Genomic DNA, 24,834 nt, shown 5'->3' on the forward strand with positions numbered 1-24,834 from the left:
AGAAACAGATGGACGTCGTACGCGCCCGAATGTTCCACGACCCTCGAAAGCCAAGGGCCATTCACTCGTAGACGATCAGCGCCTTGCCCGCCTCCGCCTGCGCCGTCCAGCTCGCGAGCGCGGCATCGGTCGGGAAGAACTTGGCGCGCTCGCCCAGTTGCAGCTCGACCTGTGCGCCGCCGCGCGCCATCGACAGGCGCACCGGCAACCCCTGCACGAGGTCGCCGACTTCCGTCTGTTCGGTGCGGGGCGGAAAGTCCTTCACCAGCCGCGCGATGTCCGGCGCCTTGCCGTTGACTGCCACGCGCAGGAACTTGCCGAAGCGGCAGCGTGCCGTCGCAAGGTCCCACACCTGCTGCACCTGGAAGCGCGCCTCGAAACCGCCGCGTGCGGGCTGCAGCCGGCCGCTCACGATGACGAGTTCGTCGTCCTTGAGCGTATTGCGGTTGGCGTTGATCAGCGCCTCGTCGGCCGTGGCGTCGATGGACTCCGACTTGTCGTCGAGCTTGAAGATCGCGAGCCGTCCGCGCTGGCCGTTGATCACGCGGAAGTCGCTCACGATGCCCGCGATGACCTGCTGGTCGCGGCTGTCGAGCAGGTCGCCGATTTCGCGCTTGCAGAAGCGCCGCACCTCGTGCGAGACCTCGTCGAACAGATGGCCTGAAAGGTAGAAGCCGACGGCCGTTTTCTCGTACGTCAAACGCTCCTTCACGCCCCAGGGCGTGGCGTCGACGAGGTCGGGCTCGGCAGTTGCGGAACCATGTTCGGCATCCCCGAAGATATCGACCTGCGCCGCATTGGCGGCCGTGGCGCTCGCGAATTCGAAAGCCCGGTCCACCGACGCGATCAGCGCCGCGCGGTTCTGCTGGATCGCATCGAACGCGCCGGCCTTGATCAGCGCCTCGACCGTGCGCTTGTTGATGCGCTGGCGATCGATGCGCACGCAGAAATCGAACAGGCTCTTGAACGGCCCGCCCTCCTCGCGCGCCCGCACCACGGCTTCGACCGCGAGCTGGCCCGTGCCCTTGACGGCGCCCAGGCCGTAGCGGATCACCTTGTCGGTGACCGGCTCGAAGCGGTAGTTGCCGCGGTTCACGTCCGGCGGCTCGAAGGTGATGCCGAAGTTCTTCTGGGCGTCTTCGAACAGCAGCTTGAGCTTGTCCGTGTCGTCCATTTCCACGGTCATGTTGGCGCAGAAGAATTCGGCCGTGTAGTGGACCTTGAGCCAACCCGTGTGATACGCCAGCAGCGAGTAGGCAGCGGCGTGCGACTTGTTGAAACCGTAGCCCGCGAACTTCTCCATCAAGTCGAAGATTTCGTCGGCCTTGTCCTGCGGAATGCCGTGCGTGGCGAGCGCGCCCGCGCGGAACTTCTCGCGGTGCTCGGCCATCTCCTCGAGCTTCTTCTTGCCCATGGCGCGGCGCAGCAGGTCGGCGCCGCCGAGCGAGTAGCCGCCCAGGATCTGCGCGGTCTGCATCACCTGCTCCTGGTAGACCATGATCCCGTAGGTCTCGGAGAGCATCTCGGCCACGGCCGGGTGCGGGTACTCCACCTCTTCGCGGCCGTGCTTGCGCGCCACGAAGCTGGGAATCAGGTCCATCGGGCCGGGACGGTACAGCGCGTTGAGCGCGATCAGGTCTTCCAGGCGCGTCGGCCGCGCGTCCTTCAGCATGCCCTGCATGCCGCGCGATTCAAACTGGAACACCGCCTCGGTCTTGCCTTCGGAGAAGAGCCGATAGGTGGCCGCGTCCTTCAGCGGAATGTTCTCGAACGCGAAGTTCTCCTGGCCCTTGTGGCGCGCGACGATGAAGTCCTTGGCGATCTCCAGGATGGTGAGCGTGGCCAAGCCCAGGAAGTCGAACTTCACGAGGCCGATGGCTTCGACGTCGTCCTTGTCGTACTGGCTCACGGCCGAATCGCTGCCGGGCTGCTGGTAGAGCGGGCAGAAGTCGGTGAGCTTGCCCGGCGCAATGAGCACGCCGCCCGCGTGCATGCCGATGTTGCGGGTCATGCCTTCGAGCTTCTGCGCGAGCTCGACCAGCATGCGCACTTCTTCTTCCTTCTCGATGCGCTGCGCGAGCTGCGGCTCCATCTCGATGGCGTAGTTGTTCTTGTCGCCCTCGATCTTTTTCTCGGGCGGGTACTGCAGCGTGACCGACATGCCCGGCTTGTTCGGAATCAGCTTGCTGATGCCGTCGCAGAACATGTAGCTCATGTCCAGCACGCGGCCCACGTCGCGGATGGCCGCGCGCGCGGCCATGGTGCCGAAGGTGGCGATCTGGCTCACGGCGTTGCGGCCGTACTTGTCCTTCACGTAGTCGATCACGCGGTCGCGGTTGCCCTGGCAGAAGTCGATGTCGAAGTCGGGCATCGAGACGCGTTCGGGGTTCAGGAAACGTTCGAACAGCAGTTTGTATTCGAGCGGGTCGAGGTCGGTGATCTTGAGCGCATAGGCCACCAGCGAGCCGGCACCCGAGCCCCGGCCCGGGCCCACGGGGCAGCCGTTTTCCTTGGCCCACTTGATGAAGTCGCCCACGATCAGGAAGTAGCCGGGGAAGCCCATGTTCAGGATCGTGTTGATCTCGAACTCCAGGCGTTCCACGTAGCGCGGCCGTTCGGCATTGCGCTTGGCCTCGTCGGGGTACAGGTGCTTGAGCCGCACCTCCAGGCCTTCGAACGATTCCTGGCGGAAGAACTCGCCGATCGGCATGCGCACGCCTTCGCTCACAAAGGGCGTCGGGAAATCCGGCAGCTGCGGCTTGCCCAGCACCAGCGTGAGGTTGCAGCGCTTGGCGATCTCGACCGTGTTGGCCAGCGCGCTCGGCACATCGGCGAACAGGGCCTGCATCTCGGCGGACGACTTGAAGTACTGCTCTTCGGTGAACTTGCGCACGCGGCGCGGGTTGCCGAGGATTTCGCCTTCGGAGATGCACACGCGCGCCTCGTGCGCTTCGTAGTCCTGCCGTTCAGCGAACTGCACCGGGTGCGTGGCGACCACGGGCAGCTTGAGGCGCGCGGCGAGCTTCACGGCGGCGACCACGTGCGGCTCGTCTTCCGGACGGCCCGCGCGTTGCAGCTCGATGTAGAAGCGGTGCGGGAACATGCCCGCGAGCTTCAGCGCCAGTTCGGCGGCACGCTCCTCCTGCCCCTGCAGCAGCGGTGTGCCCAGCGGCCCCGCCTGCGCACCCGACAGCGCGATCAGCCCGCCCGAGAGTTCTTCGAGCCATTCGAGCTTGCAGGCCGCCTGCGACTGGCCGCGGCCCACGTTCTGCGTCCAGGCCCGCGCCAGCAGCTCGGACAGGCTCAGGTAGCCCTCCATGTTCTGCACCAGCAGCACGAGGCGGGTGAGCACGCCGGGCTCCTTGCCCAGCCCTTCGATGAAGATTTCAGCGCCGATGACGGGCTTGACGCCCTTGCCTCTCCCGGCCTTGTAGAACTTGACCGCCCCGAACAGGTTGTTCAGGTCGGTGATGGCCAGTGCGGGCTGCTTGTCGGCAGCGGCCGCCTTGATGACTTCGTCGATCCGGTTGGTGCCGTCGACGACGGAAAATTCGGTGTGCAGGCGCAGGTGAACAAACATCCCGCCATTGTAGAAACCGGTAGTCCACGATGTGGGTTGGCAATCCCTAAATTGGGCCCCCCGGCTTGCCACTTCGTGTGCTTCGCCACCCCCCGAGGGGGAGGCCCGGTGCCTTGGGGCGGCCCGGCGGCACCTAGAATCGCGCCCCGTGCAAGAGATTCTGAATATCGCGGCCTACAAATTCGTGGCCATAGACGACAGCCCCGTGCTGCGTGAAGACCTGCGCGCCCGCGCGCAGGCCCTGGGCCTCATGGGCACCATCCTGCTGGCGCCCGAGGGTATCAACCTGTTTCTGGCGGGCACCGCCGATGCCGTCCATGCGTTCCTGGCCGGTCTGCGTGCCGATGCGCGCTTCGCCGACCTCGAAACCAAGGAAAGCTGGTCCGCCGCGCAGCCCTTCCGGCGCATGCTGGTGAAGCTCAAGCGCGAGATCATCCGCATGGACCACCCCGCCATCCAGCCCTCCGCGGGCCGGGCGCCCGGCGTGGACGCCCACACCCTCAAGCGCTGGCTCGACCAAGGCCACGACGACGAAGGCCGCGAGATCGCATTGCTCGACACGCGCAACGACTTCGAGGTCGACGAAGGCACATTCGACGGCGCCATCGACTGGCGCATCACCAAGTTCACCGAATTCCCGCCCGCGCTGAAGGCGCACCGCGAGGAGTTCAAGGGCAAGACCGTGGTGAGCTTCTGCACCGGCGGCATCCGCTGTGAGAAGGCCGCGATCCTGATGCGCGAGGAAGGCGTCGAGCATGTGCTGCAGCTCGAAGGCGGCATCCTGAAATATTTCGAGGAAGTCGGCGGCGCGCACTACCACGGCGACTGCTTCGTGTTCGATGGCCGGCGCGCCCTGGCGCCCGACCTGAGCGCGCGCGCGGCCGATGCCAGCGCACGCGCCTCGGAAGACATCGACCTGGGCCGCGGCCTGAAGAAATAACCGGCAACTCCTCATGCGCATCCTCCTGGTGGAAGACGAACTGGACATGGCCTCGTGGCTCATCCGGGCGTTGACCCAGAGCGGCTTCGTCGCCGACCACGCGCCCGATGCGCGCACCGCCGAGGCCTTCATGGCCGGCACCGAGTACGACGCGATCGTTCTGGACCTGCGCCTGCCCGACAAGCACGGGCTGAGCGTGCTGGCCGACATGCGCGATGCCGACGACCGCACCCCCGTGCTCATCCTCACCGCGCAAGGCGCGCTGCAGGACCGGGTGCGCGGCCTCAACCTCGGCGCGGACGATTTCCTCACCAAGCCCTTCGAGCTGGTCGAGCTCGAGGCGCGCCTGGCGGCGCTGGTGCGGCGCAGCCGCGGCAAGCAGCATCCGCGGCTGCAGTGCGCCTCGCTCTCGTACGACAGCGAGAGCCACGCCTTCACGCTGCGCGGCACGCTGCTGTCGCTCACGCCGCGGGAACAAGCGGCGCTCACCGCGCTCCTGATGCGCAGCGGTGCGCCGGTCGGCAAGTCGCAGCTCTTCGCCAAGGTGTTCACCAACGACAGCACCGCGGGCCCCGACGCCATCGAGGTGGTCCTGCACCGATTGCGGCGCAAGCTCGCGGACAGCGACGTGCGCATCGTCACCGTGCGCGGACTGGGCTACATGCTGGAGAGCATCGCCGATGGACCCGCAGGCGCCCCAACCGCCGCGGCCTGAGCCGCAGCGCTTCGGCATCCGCGCGCGCCTGCTCGCGCTGCTGTTGCCGGGCATCGTCGCGCTGCTGGCGCTGGACAGCTGGAACGACTACCGCACGCTCACCGATTCGCTGGTCGTTGCCTACGACCAGAGCCTGCTCGAACCGGTGCAGGCACTGGCCAACGGCATCGTGGTCGCGAGCGATGGCAGCGTGCGGGTGCAGGAGGCCTTCTCGGTGCAGGCTATGTTCGAGTCCACGCACCTGCGCTACAAGTACCTGCATGTCGGCGTGCAGCGCATCCCCAAGGGCGAGACGCTGGACCCCAACGCGCCCGAGGACACGCTCATGGGCGTGCCCGGCCTGCCCCGCCCTGCGGAAACGCTGCCCGACGGCACGCCGGTGTTCTACGACGCGGTGCACGAGCAGCACCCGGTGCGCGTGGCCGCGCTGCGCCAGACGGTCTACGACAACACGCGGCCCGGCACCGCATACAGCGTGCTCATCCAGGCCGCCGAAGGCACCGGCCCGCGGCTGCAGGCGCAGAACGAATCGCTCAGGCAGGAGCTGCTGCGCGACGCGCGCATGGTGCTGGTGATGGCCGTGCTGGTGTGGCTCGGCGTGGCCTGGACGCTGCGCCCGCTGGAGCGCCTGCGCCGGTCGCTGCGCGAACGCCCGCGCGACGACCTGAAGCCGCTGGACGCGAGCGGCGTGCCGCAGGAGGTGGTGCCGCTGGTGGACGCGGTCAACCACCACATCGCGGACCACCGGCGCATGGTGGCGGAGCAGTCGCAATTTCTGGCCGATGCCTCGCACCAGCTGCGCACGCCGTTGAGCATCCTGTCGATCCAGGCGGGCTACGCGGTGCGCGAGACCGACCCCGAGCGCATGCGCGAATCGCTGCATGCCATCGTCGCGCAGCTGGCGCGCACGCGGCGCCTGAGCGAGCAATTGCTGGCGCTCGCGCATGCCACCACCGAAGACGAGGTCGCGGGCGCCGAGGCGGCGGTGGTCGACCTCAGCGACATCGCGCGCGCCGTGGTGCTGCAATACCTGCCGCTTGCACGCGAGCACGACCAGGACCTGGGCTGGGTCGATGCACGCGGCGAATCGGAGGCGCAGGACGAGCCGCCGCCGCTGCCCGTGAAGGCCAACGGTGCCGAGCTGCACGAGGTGCTCGCGAACCTCGTGCACAACGCCATCAAGTACACGCCGCGTGGCGGCAACATCACGGTGACCGTGCGGCGCGAAGCCTCGCATGCGCTGGCCGAAGTGTGCGACAGCGGCCCGGGCATCGCGCCCGAGCGGCGCGACAGCGTCTTCGAGCGCTTTCATCGCGACCCGTCCGCCCACACCGCCGCGCAGGGCGCGGGCCTGGGCCTCACTATCGCGCGCAGCTATGCGCGGCGCAACGGCGGCGAGATCGAACTCGACAGCGCCGACATGCCGGAGAGCGCCAACGGCGGCGGCCTCCGCGCCATCCTGAAGCTGCCGCTGGCGACCGCTTCCACCTAGGGTTTTCGCGGGTAGTGCCGTAAGCAATTACACGTATTTTGAGGGTCGCAAGGCCTCCGGCGCCGGCATCGAAAGGGGATTGAAAGCCTCGATTCCTAGACTCCGCTCCTTCCAAATCGAAGGGGCCCTATGCAGCAACCGCTCGCATCCAGATTCAAAAAAGACTACTACGGCGGCGCGTTGCTCGTGGTCATTGGCCTGGCGGCCGTCTATGCCGGCGTGGGTTACCGCGTCGGCGAACTCGCGCACATGGGGCCGGGCTTTTTCCCGGTGGCGCTCGGCGGCCTGCTCGCACTCACGGGCCTCCTGATCGCGATCTCCGCGCGCGGCGACAAGCCCTCGGGCGGCGAAGAGGCTGCATCGCACGGCCACCCGGGCGGCATGCCCGATCTGCGCGGCTGCATCTGCATCATCCTGGGCATCCTCGCGTTCCTGCTGTTCGGCGAATACGGCGGCCTGCTGCCGGCGACCTTCGCAATCGTGTTCATCTCGGCGCTCGGCGACCGCGACAACACGCTGACCGAGGCGGTGCTGCTCTCGCTGGCGATGTCGTTCATCGCGGTGGTGGTGTTCTGGTGGGCGCTGAAGCTTCAGCTGCCGTTGTTCCAATGGGGAGGCTGAAATCATGATCGGTCAATCGCTCCACGACCTCTGGTTCGGCTTTGGTGTCGCGTTCCAGGGCTCCAATCTTCTGTGGTCGTTCTTCGGCGTGCTGGTGGGCAACCTGATCGGCGTGCTGCCGGGCATGGGCGCGCTGCAGGCCATCTCGATCCTCTTGCCGCTCACCTACGCGATGCACCCGGTGCCCGCGATCCTGATGCTGGCGGGCATCTTCTACGGCTCGCAGTACGGCGGTGCCATCGGCGCCATCCTGATGAACATGCCCTCGCACCCGCCGCATGCGGTGACCTGTCTTGACGGGTACCCGATGACCAAGCAGGGCAAGGGCGGCGTCGCGCTCGGGGTGACGATGATCGCCTCGTTCTTCGCGGCGTCGGTCGGCATCATCGTGATGATCTTCGCCTCGCCGCTGCTGGTGCAGATCGCCTTCAAGTTCGGCCCGACCGAGATCTTCTCGATCATGCTGCTGGGCCTGCTCGCGGGCTCGACCATGTCGCGCGGCTCGCCGCTCAAGGGCGTGGCGATGACGATCTTCGGCCTCTTGTGCGGCGTGGTCGGCACCGACGTGAACAGCGGCAGCTTCCGCTTCGCGTTCGGCCTGCCCGAGCTGAGCGACGGCCTGGAGCTGGTGGCCATCTCGATGGGCCTCTTCGGCGTGGCCGACTTCCTGCTCAACGTGAACCGCATGAAGGCCATCGGCGACACGGGCACGTTGAAGCTGAGCGACATGCGCCCGAGCAAGGAAGAACTCAAGCGCGCCTTCCCCGCGATGATCCGCGGCACCATCGTCGGCACGGTGTTCGGCGCCATGCCCGGCACCGGCCCGACCATCACCACCTTCATTGCCTACGCGCTGGAGCGCAAAGTGTCGAAGACGCCCGACAAGTTCGGCACCGGCATGATCGAAGGCGTGGCCGGGCCCGAGGCCTCGGCCCACTCGAAGACGCAGGTCGACTTCATCCCGACGATGAGCCTGGGCATTCCGGGCGATGCGGTGATGGCGCTGATCCTCGGTGCGCTGCTGATCCAGGGCATCCAGCCCGGCCCGCAGCTCATCACCGAGCATCCGGACATCTTCTGGGGCCTGATCGCTTCGTTCTGGATCGGCAACGTGATCCTCGTGATCCTGAACGTGCCGATGATCGGCGTGTGGGTCAAGCTCTTGAAGGTGCCCTACAAGTACCTGTTCCCGGCCGCGATGTTCTTCATTGCGACGGGTGTGTACAGCACGCAGAACAGCCTGTTCCAGATCTGGGAAGTGCTGGTGTTCGGCATCGTCGGCGCGCTGCTCATGACGCTGGAGTTCTCGGTCGCGCCGATCCTCCTGGGCTTCGTGCTCGGGCCGATGGTGGAAGAGAACTTCCGCCGCGCGCTGCTGCTCTCGCGCGGCGACATGTCGGTGTTCGTGACGCGGCCGATCAGCGGCACCTTCATCGGCCTGTGCGCACTGCTGCTGGCCGGCGTGGGCTACTCGGCGTGGCGCGCCCGCGCGGGGCGCAAGTCGATGATCGAACTGCCGAAGGCGCCCGACGGTGCGTCGCCGTCCGAAACCGTCGCGATTGGCAACGAATAAGCCTGACGGATGCGCAAATGCGAAGGGCCCGATCAGTCGGGCCCTTTTTCGTTGAAGCTGCTACTTGAGCTTCTGCGCGAACGGCAGCATGCGTTCGCCGTCCGCATCGGTGAACACCACCGCCGGCGTGAGGCCGACGTAGCGCCCACCTTCATGCGGCCGGGCCTCCACGAGTTGCAGGCCGACGAGCTTGCCGCTCTTCACGTAGCGGGTCTCGATGTAGATGCCGGTCTGGCCCTTCTTGTTGATCGGCAGCGCGGCAACGGCGGCGTAGTCGTCGGTCTTGAGCAGGTGGGTGATGCGGGCCTTCAGGTGGTAGTCGTACCAGGCTTCCTCGAAGACCATCGACTCGCCGGTCTGCACATGCTTGAGCATGACCAGCAGCTGTCGCTTGAAGAGCTTCAGCTCCTTCATCAGGAACTCGAAAAGATCGCCGTATTCGCCCGGTGCAACCTCGGGGGTCCGGAAAACTGCCATGTGCCTTGCTCCCTTTCTGGGATGTCGTTGGGACGGCGATCCCCTCGATCGCCGTTTGCGGGGCGCAGCTTACTACCCGCGTGTGAACGACTGGCTCAGACCGGCGTGGTGCCCGTGTCGGGCTCACGCACGCCGAAGGGCTTGCCCGGCAGCGGAATGAATTCAGTCTCGCCGGGCACATGGCCCATGCGCTGCGCGGCCCAGTCGGCACCGGCTTCGAGGATGCGCTCGCGCCGGCTCGAAACGAAATTCCAGGTGATGTAGCGCGGGCCGTCGAGCGGCTCGCCGCCGATCACCATCAGGCGCACTGCCGTGTCGGAGGTCAGCACCGCGCCCTGCCCGTCGGGCAGCACCGCCATCGTGTGCGCGGGAATCGCTTCGCCGTTGACGCGCGCATCGGCATCGACGGCGTAGATCGCCAGCTCGGGCGCGAGCGCAGGCAGTTCGAAACGGCCGCCCGCGGGCAGCGCGATGTCGAGATAGAGCGTTTGCGCCAGTGTCTTCACCGGCGAGCGCTGGCCGAAAGCCTCGCCCACCAGCACGCGCACTTGGGCGCCCTGCGCCATCACTTCGGGAATGGCGCTGGCCGCCGTGTGCTCGAAGCTCGGCTCGACCTCTTCATGCGCCTGCGGCAACGCGGCCCAGAGCTGCAGGCCGTGGTTCACGTAGGTGTCGGCCTTCAGGCGCTCGGGCTTGCGCTCGGAGTGAACGATGCCGCGCCCGGCGGTCATCCAGTTGATGGCACCAGGCAGGATCTCCTGCACGCTGCCGAGGCTGTCGCGATGCATCATCGCGCCCTCGAAAAGATAGGTGACCGTCGCCAGGCCGATGTGCGGATGCGGCCGCACGTCGTGCTCGGCGCCGGGCTGCTCGGTGGCAGGCCCGAAATGGTCGAAGAACACGAAGGGCCCCACCGAGCGGCGCTGCGCCGCGGGCAGGAGGCGCCTCACCTTGAAGCCACCACCCAGGTCCTTGTCGTGCGGTTGAAGCAGTTGGGGCAACTGGGCCTGGGCGGTGGGGTCGGTCATCGGGGGCTCCGTGGGTGGCTGGGTTTTATCCGCGCGATCTTGCCACCGCGGCAATACGCTCACCGAATGCGCGGGCTGTGTCGAAGTCGCCCTTGAACATCTCCGCCGGGCTCGCGTCCGACGGCGATTGCGTCAGCAAGCCGCCATAGCCGCCCACGTAGTTCATCGAGTCGCGCGTGGCCGCCTTGTTGTTCGTCGGAAGGATGCCCATGCTGACCCAGATGCCGCTGTGCTGCATCGCGAGCGTCCAGAGGTAGGTCATGGTGGCGACCTTGTCGCCGTTCATGGTGGCGCTGTTGGTGAAGCCCGCGAAGAGCTTGTCTTTCCAGCCCTGCGTGTACCAGACCTTCGACGACGCGTCGGCGAACTTCTTGAACTGCCAGCTCACACCACCCATGTAGGTCGGCGAGCCGAAGACGATGGCGTCGGCCGCGGCCAGGGTTTCCCAGCCGCCTTCGGGCAGGTTGCCGTCGGCGTCGATGGCGAGCAACTGCGCGCCGGCCGACTCCGCCACGGCTTGCGCGATGCGTTGGGTGTGGCCGTAGCCGGAATGGAAGACGACAACAATGTTGGCCATGTTCGGGTGCTCCTTGTGTCGGGGTTAGGGATCAGCGCTTGTCCAGGCTGAAGCGGCCGGGGCCGAAGGCTGCGAAAGCGAGCAGGCCGCCGGCAATGGCCATGTTCTTGAAGAACTGGATATTTTGCGTCGCGTCGGCCCAGAACTTGTGGAAGAACAGGGCCGTGGCGACCGTGAAGATCGCCATGATCAGGGCCGTCCAGCGCGTCTTGAAGCCCACCAGCAATGCAATGCCCAGGCCCAGTTCGACGACGATCGCGATCACTGCGCCTACCTCGGGCAGCGGCAGGCCCGCCACCTTGGTGATGTAGCCGACGGTGCCCGCAAAGCCCATCAGCTTGCCGAAGCCGGCCGGGATGAACAGCGTGGCAATCAGGATGCGGCCGATCAGCGCCAAGGCGTCCTGGGCTGCATTGAAGGGATGGGTGGTGTTGTTTGCCATGGTTGAAAACTCCTCGGGTTGTTGAATGAAATACAGGGGACAGAAAAAAAGCCGGGCGACAAGCGCCCGGCCATGGATCAAGCAGTCAGGTCGAACACCAGCACTTCGGCATCCTTGCCGCCGCCGAGCGTCAGTTGCGATTCGCCTTCGAGCATCGCGGCGTCGCCGCCCACGAGCTTCTGGCCGTTCACTTCGAGCTCGCCGCGCACCAGGTGCACATAGCTCTTGCGTGCCGGGTCGAGCGCCAGGCTGGCCTTCTCGTCGCCGTCGAGCAGCCCCGCGAAGAGGCGCGCATCGGCATTCACCTTCACCGAGCCCTCGCTACCGTCGGGCGACGCCACCAGGCGCAGCTTGCCGCGCTTCTCGGCATCGCTGAACTGCTTCTGCTCGTAGCCCGGCGCAATGCCGCGCACGTTGGGCTCGATCCAGATCTGCAGGAAGTGCGTGGTCTCGTCCTTCTTGTGGTTGAACTCGCTGTGCATCACGCCGCGGCCGGCGCTCATGCGCTGCACGTCGCCCGGCGGAATGGATTCGATGTTCCCCATGCTGTCCTTGTGCGCCAGTTCGCCCGAGAGCACGTAGCTGATGATCTCCATGTCCTTGTGGCCATGGGTGCCGAAGCCGGCGCCCGCGGCCACGCGGTCTTCGTTGATCACCCGCAGGTTGCCGAAGCCCATGTGGGCCGGGTCGTAGTAACCGGCGAAGGAAAAGCTGTGGAACGAGCGCAGCCAGCCATGGTCGGCATAACCGCGTTCCTGTGATTTACGGACTTGCAACATCGTCAAACTCCTTTGGCCGTTCCCCCGGGGGGATGTTCGGGCCTTCTTCGTATGCCGCGCCGGATGCGCAGCGGATGAGAAGAACTTTAGGCCCGCACCCCCTGGGTAAAAGCGCCGGGTTTTGATGGCATCATTCAAATTTTTTGATCAATGGAGCCGCCATGCCCAGCGCCAGAGACGTACTGACCCCCGACGCGCTCGCCATGCTGCAGACCGTGGCCGCCACCGGCAGCTTTGCCGCCGCCGCACGCGAGCTCAACCTGGTGCCCAGCGCGCTGAGCTACCGGGTGCGCCAGATCGAGGACGCGCTCGACGTGCTGCTGTTCGACCGCAGCGCGCGCCAGGCGCGCATCACCGAGGCCGGCGCCGAACTGCTGCGCGAGTCGACGCGCCTGCTCAACGAGATCGACGCGGTGGCCAATCGCGTCAAGCGCGTGGCCACCGGCTGGGAGCCGATGCTGACCATCGCGGTCGACAGCGTGATCGCTCGCGACCCGCTGCTCGACCTGGCCACGGCCTTCTTCGCGCTCGATCCGCCCACGCGGCTCAAGCTGCGCGACGAGACGCTGCTGGGCACCATCGAGGCATTGACCAGCGGCGAGGCCGATCTCGCCATCGGCGCCGTGCTGGATGCCGCGAGCCTCGCCTTCACGGCCACCGGCATCCGCAGCCGGCCCATCGGCGAGCTGCGCTTCGTGTATGCGGTGGCGCCGCACCATCCGCTCGCGCGCCTGCCCGAGCCCCTGACCGATGCGGTGCTGCGCCAGCACCGCGCGGTCGCGGCGGCCGACTCGGTGCGCAGCGGGCCGAGCATGACGGTGAACCTCGTGGGCGGGCAGGACGTGCTCACCGTGCCGAGCATGCAGGCCAAGCTCGCGGCGCAATTGCATGGGCTGGGCGGCGGCTTCCTGCCCGAGCCGATGGCGCGGCCGTACATCGAAGCGGGACACCTCATCGAACGCCAGACCGAGCGCACGCCGCCGCTGGGCACCATGCATTGCGCATGGCGCGTGCGCAGCGCGGGCGGGCCGGGGCGTGCGCTCGAATGGTGGCTCGCGCAGTTCGAGCACGAGGCCACGCGGCGTGCGCTGCTCGAGCGGCATCGGGGGCGCTGAGGAAAGCCCTGAGGCGCGCTCTCCCGAGCACCCATGCAGACCGATGTAGAGTGCGGACACATTCATCGTCTCCCCTGTCAAAAGAAAAGAGTCCTTCATGACCACTCGCGCAACTGCAAAGCAGACCGACCGCCACCGAACACCCTCCACCCCCCGCCACTACGCCGTCGTCGGCGCCGGCATCGCCGGTGTGGCTTGCGCACGCACGCTGGTGCAGGCCGGCCACAAGGTCACGCTGTTCGAACGCGAGGCCGCACCCGGCGGCCGCATGGCGAGCATCGACACGGCCTTCGGCCGCTTCGACAGCGGCGCGCAGTACTTCACCGTGCGCGATCCGCGCTTTGCACTGGCGCTCGAAGCCACGCCCAACCTCTGCCGCCCCTGGAGCGCCAACCTCGTGCGCGTGCTCGACGCCCACGGCCGCGTGGCCGAGGCCGCGTTGCCCGGCCGCGAATCGCACTGGGTCGCGCAGCCCGGCATGGACGCACTGGTGGCCCACTGGGCCGCACCGCTGGCCGGCAACCTCATCGCCAGCACGCAGGTCACGCAGATCGAACCCGATGCGCTCGACCCCAGGCGCTGGCAGCTGCGCACCGCCGGCGAAGACGATTCGCAGCATGTGTACTCGGGCTTCGACGCCGTGCTGCTCGCCGTGCCGCCTTCGCGCACCCGCATGCTGCTGGGCGACGGCAAGCTGTCGGCCTCCATCAGCCAGAAGATCGAGCCGGTGCGCATCGCGCCCTGCTGGACGCTGATGATCGCCTTCCCCCAGGCCAACCAGGCCAACATGTCGCACCTCGGCCCGCAGTGGAACGCGGCGCGCAGCACCCACCACCGCGTGGCGTGGCTGGCGCGCGAATCGTCCAAGCCCGGCCGCGAACGCATCGAGCGCTGGACGCTACAGGCCAGCGCCGCGTGGTCGCAGGAGCATCTGCGCGACGACGCACCGCGCGTCGAGGCCAAGCTCTTGCGCGCCTTCGCCGAGATCACCGGCATCCACGCCGTGCCCTCGCATGCGCAAACCCGCTGCTGGACCGAAGCGCAGACGCAGGTGCCCGTGGGCAAGACGCACCTCTGGGATGCCAAGGCCCGCATCGGCGTGGCCGGCGACTGGTGCACGGGGCATCGGGTGGAAGACGCTTTCCTCTCGGGCCTTTCGCTGGCGCTTGCGGTGATCTGACACTTCAGCGGGATGCGTGAGACCGGCCGTTTCGCGCCCTCGCCCACCGGCCCGCTGCACGCCGGCTCGCTGGTGGCCGCGCTCGCGAGCTGGCTCGACGTGCGTGCACGCGGCGCGCAGGCGCGCTGGCTGATCCGCATCGAGGACGCCGACACCGAGCGGTGCCTGCCCGGCATGGGCGAGCACATGCTGCGGCAGCTCGCCGACTGCCACCTGCTCCCCGACGAAACGCCCGTGTGGCAGACGCAGCGCACGGCGCGCTATGAAGCGGCGCTGCAGAAGCTGCAAGCCCTCGGCCTCGCCTACCCCTGCGGGTGTTCGCGCAAGGACATCGACACCGCGCTCGCACGGCTCGGCCAGCGGCACGAGCGGCATGGGGAGCGCGTGTACCCGGGCACCTGCCGCGACGGCCTGCACGGCAAGCCTGCGCGGGCCTGGCGCTTCGCCACCGAGAAGTTCGAATCGGCACAGCACGGCGAACTCCGCTGGACCGACCGCCGCCTGGGCGAACAGCACCAGGACGTCAGCCGCGAGGTCGGCGACTTCGTGCTGCGCCGTGCCGATGGCCCATGGGCCTATCAACTCGCCGTGGTCGTCGACGATGCCGAACAGGGCGTGACCGACGTGGTGCGCGGCGAAGACCTGGCCGACAACACCGCGCGCCAGATCCTGCTGCAGCGCGCGCTCGGCCTGCCGACGCCCAGCTACCTGCACACGCCGCTGGTGCGCGGCGCCGATGGCGACAAGCTCTCCAAGCAGAACGGCGCCACGGCCATCGACACATCGACGCCCGAAGCCGCGCTGGCGGCGCTCGATGCGGCCGCGCGCGTGCTCGGGCTGCATGCCACCGCAGCCACCTCCTGCGGGGCCGCACTGGCCGGCTGGGTGCCCGAATGGCGCGCTCTCTACAATTCGCGGCCGTTATGACCTTTCCCGACACCGTGCCCCACGACCTCCCGCCCAGCGACGACAACACAGACGACAGCGCAGGTGCCGACAAGCCGCATCCGCTGCACCGCCGTCTCAAGAGCTTCGTGAAGCGCGCGGGCCGCACCACCGATGGCCAGGCGCGCGCCTTTGCCGAACTGGGGCCGCTGTTCCTCATTCCCTACACGCCCGAGCCGCTGGACCTGACCGCGGCCTTCGGCGGCCGCGTTGCCCCGACGGTGCTGGAGATCGGGTTCGGCATGGGCGAGGCCACCGCGCACATCGCCACGGTGCTGCCCGAGACGAACTTCTTCTGCTGCGAGGTGCACGAACCCGGCGTGGGTGCGCTGCTCAAGCGCATCGGCGAGCAGTCGATTTCGAACATCCGCATCTGCGCGCATGACGCGGTCGACGTGCTCGACCACATGCTGCAGCCCGGCACGCTGGCCGGCGTGCATGTGTTCTTCCCGGACCCGTGGCACAAGAAGCGCCACAACAAGCGCCGACTGATCCAACCCGAATTCGTAACCAAGCTGGCGCAGCACCTGCGCCCCGGCGGCTACATCCATTGCGCGACCGACTGGCAGCCCTACGCCGAGCAGATGCTCGAGGTGCTCGCGGCCGAGCCGCTGCTGCGCAACACGGCCGAAGGCTATGCGCCCAAGCCCGACTACCGGCCGCTGACCAAGTTCGAGAACCGCGGCATCAAGCTGGGCCACGGTGTGTGGGACCTGGTGTTCGAGCGGGCCTGAAGAAGACCTGCTATTCGCCCTGGAAGCGAAACGGCAGCCGCATCCGGGTGCGCACCGGACGCCCGTCGGCCGACCGCGCCGGCTCGAAGCGCCACCCCTTGAGCGCGTCGAGCACCGCCTTCGACAGCAGCGGGTGCGGCGACCTCTCGATGCGGACGTCCTCGGGCGTGCCTGCTTCACCCACGTAGAAAACGGCGATCACCTGGCCCTCCACGCCCTCGTCCGCCAAGGCGGCCGGATAGTCGGGCATGTGCCGCTGGAGGATCTGCGCGCTCGTCTGGACGGCCGGCGTGGCCGGCGGCACGGCAAGTGGCTCTGGCCGCCTCGGCCCGGCAGGCGGTGCCTCGATCACCGGGGGCGGCGGCAATTCGGGAGGAGGCACCGGCACCTGTGCTGGCTCGGCGATGTCAACGACATCGCGTTGCGGCACGGCGCACCCCACGAGCGCGGCGCACACCGCCGCGCCTCCCCAAAGAAAAGCAGTTTTCATAGGGAATTCTGTAGCACCCACGCCTACCGCCTTGGCCCCGTTATTGCTACACTTTTTTACTAATTGTTAGCAAAGGGTGTCCGATGAACAAGTCGCGCAGGAAATGGCTGGGCCAGGCATGTGGTGCGCTGCTGCTGGGAGGCGGCTTCGGCATCCCCCACGCGTTCGCGCAGGCCACCCGCACGGGCGGCGCGCCGCGCGTCGTGCTGCTGGGGCAATCGGTGCCGTTGACCGGCGGCGCCGCTGAAATCGGCAGCGCCTTCGCGGCTGGCAGCCGGCTCGCGGTGAGCGACTTCAACACCCGCAACGCCACCACCGGCCTCCAGCTGAAGCTGGTCCAGCTCGACGACGGCTACGAAGCCGCCCGCGCCAGCGCCAACGCGCGCACCCTGCTCGGCGCCCAGAAGGCCGACCTGCTCTTCGGCTTCGTCGGCACCGCCAGCAGCGAGGCCGGCGCGAACGTCGCCACGCAGCAGGGCAGCCTGCTCTTTGCGCCGTTCGCGGCCTCCGACAACCTGCGCGGCGCCGAGCATCCCAATGTGTTCCATGTGCGGCCCGGCATGATCGACGAGGCCCTCAAGATCGTGCGCCAGTGCGCCACCGTGGGGCAGACGCGCGTGGCCTTCGTGGGCGACGACGACGCCATGGGCCGCGCCGGCCTCGCCGCCGTGCAGCAGGCGATCACCGAACTCAAGCTCACGCCGCTGGTCGCGACCGCGCTGGTGCCGGCGGGCGGCGACAAGCTCGACGCCATGCTGAAGACCGTGCAAGAGAAATCGCCGCAGGCCATCGTGCTGGTATCGCTCTCGGGCACCACGGCCAGCGCGATCCGCAAGCTCCGCAAGAGCGGCTACACGGGCAACTTCATGGCCTTCTCGATCGTCGGCATCGATCCGCTCTACGCGGAACTGGGCAAGGACATCGGCGGCATCGTGATCTCGCAGGTGGTGCCCTCGCCGCGGCCGTCGGCCATTCCGATCGTCAAGGAGTACCTCGCTGCGGTCGACAACTCCGACCAGACCGCGTCGTACGAAGGGCTCGAAGGCTTCATCGCGGCCAAGGCCGTGGGCGAAGCAGTGCGGCGCGCGGGCCGCGGCTTCAACACCGCGACGCTGCAGCGCACGATGACCGCGATGACCGATTACGACGTGGGCGGCTTTCGCATCAACCTGCGCCCGGGCCTGCGGGACAACGTGCGCAGCATCGACCTGATCAGCATCTCGGCGGACGGGCGCGTCCTGCGCTAAACGGCTTCAACCCGTGCTGACCAGCCGCTGCAGCGCATCGAGCGACAGCAGTTCAATGCGCCCGTAGCCCAGCGCGATCACGCCCTCGCCGGCCAGCGCGTTGAGTTCCTTCGAGAGCGTCTGGCGCGTCACGCCGAGCATCATCGCGAGCGCTTCCTGCGGCAGCATCAGTGTGTGCCGCAGGTGCACCGATTGCGTGGCATCGCCGCGCGCGAGCACCAGCAGCCGGTGCGCCACCCGCGCGCGCAGGCTGCGCAAGGTGGCGTCTTCCGTGAGCCCGTAGAGCATGCGCACGCGCGCCGCCAGCATTGCGGCGATGGCGTTGGAGAACACCACGTCGCGCATCTGCCGCGCGAAGGCTTCGGGCGACACCACCAGCAGGTCGAGTGCCTCGAGCGCGGTGGCGTCGTGCGTGCGCGGCGAACCGTCGATCAGCGTGATCTCGCCGAACCAGTTGCCCGGCTCCAGCACCGCAAGAATGGCCTCGCGTCCGTCCTGGCGCAGCGACGAGATCTTGATCGTGCCTGCCACCAGCCCGTAGAAGCCGCCGCCCGACGCATGGATCGGGTCGCCCTGGCGGAACACCATGGTGCCGCGCCGCACATGGAGGAGTTCGGCCGCGCCCACCAGCGCATCGCGCTGCGCGCGCGGCATGCTGGTGAACCAGGGGTTGCCCTCGAGCGCGGCACGGTGCGGGGCGGAGAGACGCGGCTTGGTGGAAGGAGGCATCGGAAAAGGCTTGGTGCCTGCGGGCACAGGGGTTTACCAGCACCCTGCATTGTCAAATTCTTGACAGTTGAGCGTCAAGTGCAGGTCTACAGTGACCGCCACCGCACAGACGAACAACGGAGACGACACGATGAGCGCACGCGCAAGTTTCAAGAGCATGCAGGAAAGCACGCGCGAAGACTGGCAACTGATCGGCGGCGAGTTCATGCAGTTCGCGGGCGGCCTGCCCGCGCGCGTGATCAAGCACCTGCAGATCCTGGAAGGCGACTACGGCGGCTTTCCGGTCGACCGCTACACCCACTCGCTGCAGACCGCCACCCGGGCCCTCCGCGACGGCCGAGACGAGGAGTACGTGGTGTGCGCGCTGCTGCACGACATCGGCGACACGCTCGGCAGCTTCAACCACCCCGACATCGCCGCCGCGATCCTGAAGCCCTTCGTGAGCGAAGCCAACCACTGGATGGTGCAGCACCACGGCATCTTCCAGGGCCACTACTTCTTCCACCACATCGGGCTGGACCGCGACATGCGCGAGAACTTCAAGGACAACCCGCACTACGAGCGCACGGCCGAGTTCTGCGCGCTCTACGACAACCCCGCATTCGACCCCAAGGCCGAGACCTTGCCGATCAGTGAATTCGAGCCCATGCTGCGCCGGTTGATGGCGCAACCCAAGCAGAGCATCTACAAGACCGTGCTGAAAGAGCCGGCCACGGCCTGACCCCAGACAAAGGACCCCCACCATGAACGCAAACTCTCAATGCGAAATCCAGAAGCTCGTCTCCGCCGAAGAGTGGCAGTTGCGCGTCGACCTCGCCGCCTGCTATCGCCTCGTGGCGCTCTACGGCTGGAGCGACCTGGTGTTCACGCACATCAGCGCGCGCGTGCCCGGGCCCGAGCATCACTTCCTCATCAACCCCTACGGGCTGATGTTCGACGAGATCACCGCGTCCAGCCTGGTGAAGGTCGACCAGCAGTGCAACAAGATCATCGAGTCGCCCTACCCGGTGAACCCGGCCGGCTTCGTGATCCACAGCGCGGTGCATGCCGCGCGTGAAGACATCCAGTGCGTGCTGCACACCCACACCAAGGCGGGCATCGCGGTGAGCGCGCAGAAGAACGGCGTGCTGCCCATCAGCCAGCAATCGACCTTCGTGCTGGCCTCGCTGGCGTACCACGACTACGAAGGCGTGGCCTTCCGCGACGACGAGAAGCCGCGCCTGCAGGCCGACATGGGCCACGCCAACTTCCTCATGCTGCGCAACCACGGCCTGCTCACCTGCGGCAAGACCATTGCCGACGCCTTCCTTTCGATGTACACCTTCGAGAACACCTGCCAGATCCAGATCGCGGCGCAATCGGGCGGCAGCGAACTCACGCATGTGAACCCGAAGATCATCGATGGCGTGGGCCAGGCGATGAAAGTGCAAAGCGGGGGCCTCGGCGGCATGTTCGTCTGGCCTTCGCTGATCCGCAAACTCGACCGCATCGACGACAGCTACAAACAATAAGACGCGTCGACCCCCGGTTTTCCACGGCTGCCAGCGCCCGCGCGACGGGTGCCGGCAGCCATTTTTTTAAGAAGAACGAAAGAGGAGACAAAAACCCATGGATGCCACGCTCATCGTGACCCGGTTCCTGTTCGGCGCGCTCGCGCTGGTGATGTTCGGGCTGGGGCTGTCGCTCTCGCTCGCCGACTTCCGGCGGCTCTTCAAGCATCCGAAGGCGGTGACCATCGCGCTGGTGCTGCAGGTCATCGGCCTGCCGCTCGCGTGCTACGCGATCATCGTGGGCTTCGGGCTCTCGCCGGTGTTCGCCATCGGGCTCATGCTGCTGGCGGCCTCGCCAGGCGGTATTTCGGCGAACCTGTTCTCGCACCTCTTCGGCGGCAACGTGGCGATGAACATCTCGCTCACGGCCGTGAACACGCTGCTGTCGATCGTCACGCTGCCGCTGATCGCCAACTGGGCGATCAATCATTTCGCGCAGAGCGGCCAGGTGGTGCCGCTGCAGACGCGCAAGCTCGTGGAGGTGATCGCGATCGTGCTGGTGCCGGTGGCCATCGGCATGTTCGTGGCCTCGCGCAAGCCCGGCTTCGCCGCGCGCATGGAGAAGCCGACCAAGATCTTCAGCGGCGTGGTGCTCGCGGTGGTCACGGTGCTCGCGATCGCGAACGAGTGGAAGACCATCACCGCCACCTTCGCCGAGATCGGCCTCCCGGTGCTGCTGTTCAACCTCGTGAGCCTGCTCGCGGGCTACTACCTGAGCCGCGCCGCAGGCCTCGACAAACCGCTGGCCACCGCCATCAGCTACGAGATCGGCATCCACAACTCGACGCTCGCCATCTTCATCGCGGTGAGCGTGCTGGGGAGCTTTCCGCTCGCGCTGCCGGCTGCCATCTACTCGGTGGTGATGTACATCACCGCCCCGCTGTTCGGATGGTTGCTGCTGCGGCGCGGCCAGCCGGCCGCCGTGCCTGCGCGATGATGCGCGCATGGAACTGAGGCAACTGCGCTACTTCGTCAAGGTCTGCGAGCTGCGCAGCATGGGCCGCGCGGCCGTCGAGCTGGGCGTGGTCACCTCGGCGCTGAGCCAGCAGATCAGCCGGCTCGAAAGCGAACTGGCCACGCGCCTCCTGCAGCGCAGCTCGACCGGCGTCACGCCCACCGATGCGGGCCTCGCCTTCCTGCAGCAGGCGCAACTCACGCTGCGCCATGCCGACGATGCGGTGCGCGCGGCGCAGCAGGCGCGCCTGTCGGGCCATGTGAGCGTGGGCCTCGCGCCCACCACCGCCACCGTGCTCGGCGTGCCGCTGATGCGCGCGATGCAGGAGCGCTACCCCGAGGTGCGGCTGCACATGGTCGAGGCGCTCTCGGGCCATCTCACGACGATGCTGCATGCGCGCCAGCTCGACCTGGCGGTGCTGTTCCAGACGGACACGCCGCGGCGCTGGAGCGTGTCGCCGCTGCTCGCCGAAAAGCTCTTCGTGGTCGCCTCGCCCACGCTGGCCGAACGCCCCAAGGGCACCAAGGTGCGCCTCTCGCAATTGGCCGATGTGCCGTTGATCCTGCCGAGCGGCAGCCACGGCCTGCGCGCCACGTTGATGGCCGCCTTCCTGCGCGCGGGTGTCACGCCGCGCATCGTGGCCGAGGTCGATGGCCTGGCATTGCTGATGGACGCGGTGCGCGCTGGCTATGGCGCCACGGTGCAGCCCGGTGCGGCCACGGCACGGCACGACCGCGACGACCTCGAACTCACCCAGATCAGCGACGCCCACGTCGGCCGCCGCAACCTGCTCGTGAGCCTGTCGGACGACGAGCTCTCGCCCGCCGCGCTGGCCGCGCGCGTGGTGGTCGCAGACACCGCGCGCGCCCTCGTTCGCGAAGGCCGCTGGACGGGCGCAAGTCTTCTCGAAAACTGAACACCCATTGCCTCTTTCGGCCTTTCGCGTGAAGGCCATGCTCTCTAAAGTCTCCTGGATTCCAAGGAGACCCGCGAGTGATGGATGTACTGGCAGACGTAGTGGTTGTTGGTGGCGGCAATGCCGCGCTGTGCGCCGCGCTGATGGCGCGCGAGGCCGGCGCTTCGGTGCTGCTGCTGGAGGCCTCGCCCAAGGAATGGCGCGGCGGCAATTCGCAGCACACCCGCAACCTGCGCTGCATGCACGACGCGCCGCAGGACGTGCTGGTCGATGCGTACCCTGAAGAGGAGTACTGGCAAGACCTGCTGAAGGTGACCGGCGGCCTCACCGACGAACACCTCGCGCGCCTGGTGATCCGCGCCTCCTCGAACTGCCGCGACTGGATGCGCAGCCACGGCGTGCACTTCCAGCCGCCGCTGTCGGGCGCGCTGCATGTGGCGCGCACCAACGCCTTCTTCATGGGTGGCGGCAAGGCGCTGGTGAACGCGTATTTCCGCAGCGCCGAGAAGCTGGGCGTGCAGATCCGCTACGACACGCCCGTGGCCTCGGTCGAGCTCGACGGCGACCGCTTCCTGGCCGTGCGCACCGAGGCCGGCGAGCGCATCGAAGCGAAGAGCTGCGTGCTCGCGTCCGGCGGTTTCGAATCGAACCGCGAATGGCTGCGCGAAGCCTGGGGCCAGAACGAGCGCGGCGAATGGCCGGCCGACAACTTCCTCATCCGCGGCACGCGCTTCAACCAGGGCGTGCTGCTCAAGTACATGATCGCCGCGGGCGCCGACAGCATCGGCGATCCGTCGCAGGGCCACATGGTGGCCATCGATGCGCGCGCGCCGCTCTACGACGGTGGCATCTGCACGCGCATCGACTGCGTGTCGCTCGGCGTGGTGGTCAACCGCGACGCGCAGCGCTTCTACGACGAAGGCGAAGACTTCTGGCCCAAGCGCTACGCGATCTGGGGCCGCCTCGTGGCGCAGCAGCCGGGGCAGATCGCGTGGTCTGTCATCGACCAGAAGGCGGTCGGCCGCTTCATGCCGCCGGTGTTCACCGGCACGGAGGCCCATACGCTCGGCGAACTGGCACAGAAGATCGGCCTGGACGAAGCCACGTTCGTGCGCACCGTGCAGGACTACAACGCCGCCTGCCGCGTCGGCCGCTTCGACCACACGGCCCTTGACGACTGCCATACCGAAGGCATCGCGCCCGCCAAGACGCACTGGGCCCGCCCGTTGGACACCGCGCCCTTCTACGCCTACCCCGTGCGCCCCGGCATCACCTTCACGTACCTCGGCCTGAAAGTGGACGAGACCGCGGCCGTGCGCTTCGGCGGACGCCCGAGCCCCAACCTGTTCGTGGCGGGCGAAATGATGGCCGGCAACGTGCTGGGCAAGGGCTACACGGCGGGCGTCGGCATGAGCATCGGCACGGCCTTCGGCCGCATCGCCGGCACGCAGGCAGCGAAGGCTGCCAAGAACCATTCGAAGAATTCCCCGGAGACCGCCCTTGCAGCAGCTCACTGATCTCGTCGCACGCGCCCGTGTCGATGCCGACGGCATCGGCAGCGCACCGCCCTCGCAGCGCGTGATCCCGATCCAACCCGCCCTTCCGTTGACCGCCAGCGAGGGCGAGGTCGCGCGCATCCTGCAGATCTGCAACGCCTGCCGCTACTGCGAAGGTTTTTGCGCCGTCTTCCCCGCGATGACGCGGCGGCTCGAATTCGGCAAGGCCGACACGCACTACCTCGCCAACCTCTGCCACAACTGCGGCTCATGCCTGCATGCCTGCCAGTACGCACCGCCGCACGAGTTCGCGGTGAACGTGCCGCAGGCGATGGCGCAGGTGCGCATGCAGACGTACCACGACTACGCGTGGCCGCCTGCGATGGGCGCGCTCTACAAGAAGGCGGGCCTCACCGTCGCGCTGGCTCTCGCGGGCGGACTCGCGCTGTTCCTCGTGTTGGCCGTTGCGATGTCGGGCTCGCTGCTGCACGAGCCGCTGGCCGGCAACTTCTACGCGATCTTTCCGCACAACTTCCTCGCGCTGGTGTTCGGCGCGGTGTTCCTCTTCGTGATGTTCGCGCTCGCCATGGGCGTGCGCCGCTTCTGGCGCGAGGTGTCGCCCGCCAACGATCCGAGCAATGCGCCGTCGATGCCCGGCGTTCGCGGTCCGGCGAGCGCCGAGGCCGCGCACGATGCGCTGCGCCTGAAGTACCTGGGCGGGGGCCACGGCGAAGGCTGCAACAACGAGGACGACCGCTTCACCCTCTGGCGCCGGCGCTTCCACCACTTCACCTTCTACGGCTTCATGCTGTGCTTCGCCTCGACCTGCGTGGCGACGCTCTACCACTACCTGTTCGCCCTGCACGCGCCCTATGCGCTCACGAGCCTGCCGGTGCTGCTGGGCACCGCGGGCGGCATCGGCCTCGTGGTCGGCCCCATCGGCTTGCTATGGCTGAACCTGCGGCGCAACGCAGCGCACGGTGACGTGGCGCAACGGCCGATGGACCGCGGCTTCATCGCGCTGCTGCTGCTCACCAGCCTCACCGGCCTGGCGCTCCTCGCATGGCGCGACACCAGCTTCATGGCGCTGCTGCTCGCGGTGCACCTGGGCGTGGTGATGGCGCTCTTCCTCACGCTGCCCTACGGCAAGTTCGCGCACGGCATCTTCCGCTCGGCGGCGCTCTTGAAGTTCGCGATCGAGAAACGCCTGCCCAGCCGCCTGCAGCTGGGCGCCGATTGAACCCACCCGATAT

The 24,834-nt window shown here is 67.5% G+C and carries 24 protein-coding genes; 16 read left to right on the top strand and 8 right to left on the bottom strand.

The window, feature by feature from the left end; translation table 11 throughout:
- Positions 1-61: 61 nt before the first annotated feature.
- A complete protein-coding gene (gene dnaE / locus M2282_RS06635; protein WP_280807980.1) occupies positions 62-3,580 on the bottom strand; it encodes a DNA polymerase III subunit alpha in 3,519 nt (1,172 codons plus the stop codon).
- 148 nt (positions 3,581-3,728) lie between these two features.
- On the opposite strand from dnaE, the gene M2282_RS06640 reads away from it, so the two are divergent.
- From M2282_RS06640 to M2282_RS06660, 5 genes are all read left to right on the top strand, one after another.
- On the top strand, positions 3,729-4,520 hold the full coding sequence (locus tag M2282_RS06640; RefSeq protein WP_280807981.1) for a sulfurtransferase: 792 nt from the start codon (positions 3,729-3,731) through the stop codon (positions 4,518-4,520).
- A gap of 13 nt (positions 4,521-4,533) precedes the next feature.
- The gene (locus M2282_RS06645; RefSeq protein WP_280807982.1) at positions 4,534-5,235 is read left to right on the top strand and encodes a response regulator; all 702 of its coding nucleotides are present in this window, start codon (positions 4,534-4,536) and stop codon (positions 5,233-5,235) included.
- Positions 5,201-6,727, top strand: a complete 1,527-nt coding sequence (locus M2282_RS06650) for a sensor histidine kinase (RefSeq protein ID WP_280807983.1) — start codon at positions 5,201-5,203, stop codon at positions 6,725-6,727. Before M2282_RS06645 ends, M2282_RS06650 begins: the two co-directional genes overlap by 35 nt.
- Positions 6,728-6,856: 129 nt before the next feature.
- Positions 6,857-7,348, top strand: coding sequence for a tripartite tricarboxylate transporter TctB family protein (locus tag M2282_RS06655; RefSeq protein ID WP_280807984.1), 492 nt, complete (start codon positions 6,857-6,859; stop codon positions 7,346-7,348).
- A 4-nt stretch (positions 7,349-7,352) separates the two neighbouring features.
- Positions 7,353-8,921, top strand: coding sequence for a tripartite tricarboxylate transporter permease (locus M2282_RS06660; protein WP_280807985.1), 1,569 nt, complete (start codon positions 7,353-7,355; stop codon positions 8,919-8,921).
- A 60-nt stretch (positions 8,922-8,981) separates the two neighbouring features.
- On the opposite strand, the gene M2282_RS06665 is transcribed toward M2282_RS06660, so the two are convergent.
- The 5 genes from M2282_RS06665 to M2282_RS06685 form a co-directional block, all read right to left on the bottom strand.
- Entirely contained in the window at positions 8,982-9,398 is a 417-nt protein-coding gene (locus M2282_RS06665) for a hypothetical protein (protein ID WP_280807986.1), read from the bottom strand.
- A 95-nt stretch (positions 9,399-9,493) separates the two neighbouring features.
- On the bottom strand, positions 9,494-10,426 hold the full coding sequence (locus M2282_RS06670) for a pirin family protein (protein ID WP_280807987.1): 933 nt from the start codon (positions 10,424-10,426) through the stop codon (positions 9,494-9,496).
- A gap of 25 nt (positions 10,427-10,451) precedes the next feature.
- A complete protein-coding gene (locus M2282_RS06675) occupies positions 10,452-11,003 on the bottom strand; it encodes a flavodoxin family protein (RefSeq protein WP_280807988.1) in 552 nt (183 codons plus the stop codon).
- A 31-nt stretch (positions 11,004-11,034) separates the two neighbouring features.
- Positions 11,035-11,445 (bottom strand): DoxX family protein, encoded by a 411-nt coding sequence (locus M2282_RS06680; protein ID WP_280807989.1) that lies wholly within the window; start codon positions 11,443-11,445, stop codon positions 11,035-11,037.
- 77 nt (positions 11,446-11,522) lie between these two features.
- The gene (locus M2282_RS06685) at positions 11,523-12,224 is read right to left on the bottom strand and encodes a pirin family protein (RefSeq protein ID WP_280807990.1); all 702 of its coding nucleotides are present in this window, start codon (positions 12,222-12,224) and stop codon (positions 11,523-11,525) included.
- Positions 12,225-12,385: 161 nt separating this feature from the next.
- Between M2282_RS06685 and M2282_RS06690 the strand changes: the two genes are divergently transcribed.
- The 4 genes from M2282_RS06690 (at position 12,386) to trmB (ending at position 16,198) form a co-directional block, all read left to right on the top strand.
- The gene (locus M2282_RS06690; protein ID WP_280807991.1) at positions 12,386-13,339 is read left to right on the top strand and encodes a LysR substrate-binding domain-containing protein; all 954 of its coding nucleotides are present in this window, start codon (positions 12,386-12,388) and stop codon (positions 13,337-13,339) included.
- A 97-nt stretch (positions 13,340-13,436) separates the two neighbouring features.
- The gene (locus tag M2282_RS06695) at positions 13,437-14,519 is read left to right on the top strand and encodes an NAD(P)/FAD-dependent oxidoreductase (protein WP_280807992.1); all 1,083 of its coding nucleotides are present in this window, start codon (positions 13,437-13,439) and stop codon (positions 14,517-14,519) included.
- Between the two features lie 12 nt (positions 14,520-14,531).
- Positions 14,532-15,446, top strand: coding sequence for a tRNA glutamyl-Q(34) synthetase GluQRS (gluQRS, locus tag M2282_RS06700; protein ID WP_280807993.1), 915 nt, complete (start codon positions 14,532-14,534; stop codon positions 15,444-15,446).
- The gene (gene trmB, locus M2282_RS06705) at positions 15,443-16,198 is read left to right on the top strand and encodes a tRNA (guanosine(46)-N7)-methyltransferase TrmB (RefSeq protein ID WP_280807994.1); all 756 of its coding nucleotides are present in this window, start codon (positions 15,443-15,445) and stop codon (positions 16,196-16,198) included. The genes gluQRS and trmB overlap by 4 nt, the downstream gene beginning before the upstream one ends.
- Positions 16,199-16,208: 10 nt before the next feature.
- Here trmB and M2282_RS06710 read toward each other — a convergent pair whose 3' ends face one another.
- A complete protein-coding gene (locus M2282_RS06710; protein ID WP_280807995.1) occupies positions 16,209-16,688 on the bottom strand; it encodes an energy transducer TonB in 480 nt (159 codons plus the stop codon).
- A gap of 83 nt (positions 16,689-16,771) precedes the next feature.
- On the opposite strand from M2282_RS06710, the gene M2282_RS06715 reads away from it, so the two are divergent.
- Complete coding sequence (locus tag M2282_RS06715) at positions 16,772-17,935, top strand: ABC transporter substrate-binding protein (RefSeq protein ID WP_280807996.1); 1,164 nt, start codon at positions 16,772-16,774, stop codon at positions 17,933-17,935.
- A 6-nt stretch (positions 17,936-17,941) separates the two neighbouring features.
- On the opposite strand, the gene M2282_RS06720 is transcribed toward M2282_RS06715, so the two are convergent.
- A complete protein-coding gene (locus M2282_RS06720; RefSeq protein WP_280807997.1) occupies positions 17,942-18,664 on the bottom strand; it encodes a Crp/Fnr family transcriptional regulator in 723 nt (240 codons plus the stop codon).
- A 130-nt stretch (positions 18,665-18,794) separates the two neighbouring features.
- On the opposite strand from M2282_RS06720, the gene M2282_RS06725 reads away from it, so the two are divergent.
- The 6 genes from M2282_RS06725 (at position 18,795) to tcuB (ending at position 24,821) form a co-directional block, all read left to right on the top strand.
- A complete protein-coding gene (locus tag M2282_RS06725) occupies positions 18,795-19,385 on the top strand; it encodes an HD domain-containing protein (RefSeq protein WP_280807998.1) in 591 nt (196 codons plus the stop codon).
- Positions 19,386-19,407: 22 nt separating this feature from the next.
- Positions 19,408-20,175 carry a class II aldolase/adducin family protein gene (locus tag M2282_RS06730; RefSeq protein ID WP_280807999.1) on the top strand — a complete coding sequence of 256 codons (768 nt, stop codon included), beginning with the start codon at positions 19,408-19,410 and terminating at the stop codon, positions 20,173-20,175.
- Positions 20,176-20,272: 97 nt separating this feature from the next.
- Positions 20,273-21,151 carry a bile acid:sodium symporter family protein gene (locus tag M2282_RS06735; protein WP_280808000.1) on the top strand — a complete coding sequence of 293 codons (879 nt, stop codon included), beginning with the start codon at positions 20,273-20,275 and terminating at the stop codon, positions 21,149-21,151.
- 7 nt (positions 21,152-21,158) lie between these two features.
- The gene (locus M2282_RS06740) at positions 21,159-22,085 is read left to right on the top strand and encodes a LysR family transcriptional regulator (RefSeq protein ID WP_280808001.1); all 927 of its coding nucleotides are present in this window, start codon (positions 21,159-21,161) and stop codon (positions 22,083-22,085) included.
- 89 nt (positions 22,086-22,174) lie between these two features.
- A complete protein-coding gene (tcuA, locus tag M2282_RS06745) occupies positions 22,175-23,602 on the top strand; it encodes an FAD-dependent tricarballylate dehydrogenase TcuA (RefSeq protein ID WP_280808234.1) in 1,428 nt (475 codons plus the stop codon).
- On the top strand, positions 23,586-24,821 hold the full coding sequence (tcuB, locus tag M2282_RS06750; protein ID WP_280808002.1) for a tricarballylate utilization 4Fe-4S protein TcuB: 1,236 nt from the start codon (positions 23,586-23,588) through the stop codon (positions 24,819-24,821). Before tcuA ends, tcuB begins: the two co-directional genes overlap by 17 nt.
- Positions 24,822-24,834 lie beyond the last annotated feature (13 nt).

The sequence above is a fragment of the Variovorax boronicumulans genome, from assembly GCF_029892485.1.
Taxonomy (GTDB): Bacteria; Pseudomonadota; Gammaproteobacteria; order Burkholderiales; family Burkholderiaceae_C; genus Variovorax; species Variovorax boronicumulans_B.

Bases quoted from the DNA above. Each gene is read 5' to 3' on its own strand.
- M2282_RS06710 (WP_280807995.1), bottom strand. From the start codon at position 16,688: ATGAAAACTGCTTTTCTTTGGGGAGGCGCGGCGGTGTGCGCCGCGCTC.
- M2282_RS06660 (WP_280807985.1), top strand. From the start codon at position 7,353: ATGATCGGTCAATCGCTCCACGACCTCTGGTTCGGCTTTGGTGTCGCG.
- M2282_RS06650 (WP_280807983.1), top strand. From the start codon at position 5,201: ATGGACCCGCAGGCGCCCCAACCGCCGCGGCCTGAGCCGCAGCGCTTC.
- M2282_RS06675 (WP_280807988.1), bottom strand. From the start codon at position 11,003: ATGGCCAACATTGTTGTCGTCTTCCATTCCGGCTACGGCCACACCCAA.
- M2282_RS06725 (WP_280807998.1), top strand. From the start codon at position 18,795: ATGAGCGCACGCGCAAGTTTCAAGAGCATGCAGGAAAGCACGCGCGAA.
- M2282_RS06730 (WP_280807999.1), top strand. From the start codon at position 19,408: ATGAACGCAAACTCTCAATGCGAAATCCAGAAGCTCGTCTCCGCCGAA.
- M2282_RS06645 (WP_280807982.1), top strand. From the start codon at position 4,534: ATGCGCATCCTCCTGGTGGAAGACGAACTGGACATGGCCTCGTGGCTC.
- M2282_RS06720 (WP_280807997.1), bottom strand. From the start codon at position 18,664: ATGCCTCCTTCCACCAAGCCGCGTCTCTCCGCCCCGCACCGTGCCGCG.
- M2282_RS06715 (WP_280807996.1), top strand. From the start codon at position 16,772: ATGAACAAGTCGCGCAGGAAATGGCTGGGCCAGGCATGTGGTGCGCTG.
- M2282_RS06690 (WP_280807991.1), top strand. From the start codon at position 12,386: ATGCCCAGCGCCAGAGACGTACTGACCCCCGACGCGCTCGCCATGCTG.
- dnaE (WP_280807980.1), bottom strand. From the start codon at position 3,580: ATGTTTGTTCACCTGCGCCTGCACACCGAATTTTCCGTCGTCGACGGC.
- M2282_RS06665 (WP_280807986.1), bottom strand. From the start codon at position 9,398: ATGGCAGTTTTCCGGACCCCCGAGGTTGCACCGGGCGAATACGGCGAT.
- M2282_RS06685 (WP_280807990.1), bottom strand. From the start codon at position 12,224: ATGTTGCAAGTCCGTAAATCACAGGAACGCGGTTATGCCGACCATGGC.
- M2282_RS06680 (WP_280807989.1), bottom strand. From the start codon at position 11,445: ATGGCAAACAACACCACCCATCCCTTCAATGCAGCCCAGGACGCCTTG.
- M2282_RS06735 (WP_280808000.1), top strand. From the start codon at position 20,273: ATGGATGCCACGCTCATCGTGACCCGGTTCCTGTTCGGCGCGCTCGCG.
- gluQRS (WP_280807993.1), top strand. From the start codon at position 14,532: ATGCGTGAGACCGGCCGTTTCGCGCCCTCGCCCACCGGCCCGCTGCAC.
- trmB (WP_280807994.1), top strand. From the start codon at position 15,443: ATGACCTTTCCCGACACCGTGCCCCACGACCTCCCGCCCAGCGACGAC.
- M2282_RS06740 (WP_280808001.1), top strand. From the start codon at position 21,159: ATGGAACTGAGGCAACTGCGCTACTTCGTCAAGGTCTGCGAGCTGCGC.
- M2282_RS06670 (WP_280807987.1), bottom strand. From the start codon at position 10,426: ATGACCGACCCCACCGCCCAGGCCCAGTTGCCCCAACTGCTTCAACCG.
- M2282_RS06655 (WP_280807984.1), top strand. From the start codon at position 6,857: ATGCAGCAACCGCTCGCATCCAGATTCAAAAAAGACTACTACGGCGGC.
- M2282_RS06695 (WP_280807992.1), top strand. From the start codon at position 13,437: ATGACCACTCGCGCAACTGCAAAGCAGACCGACCGCCACCGAACACCC.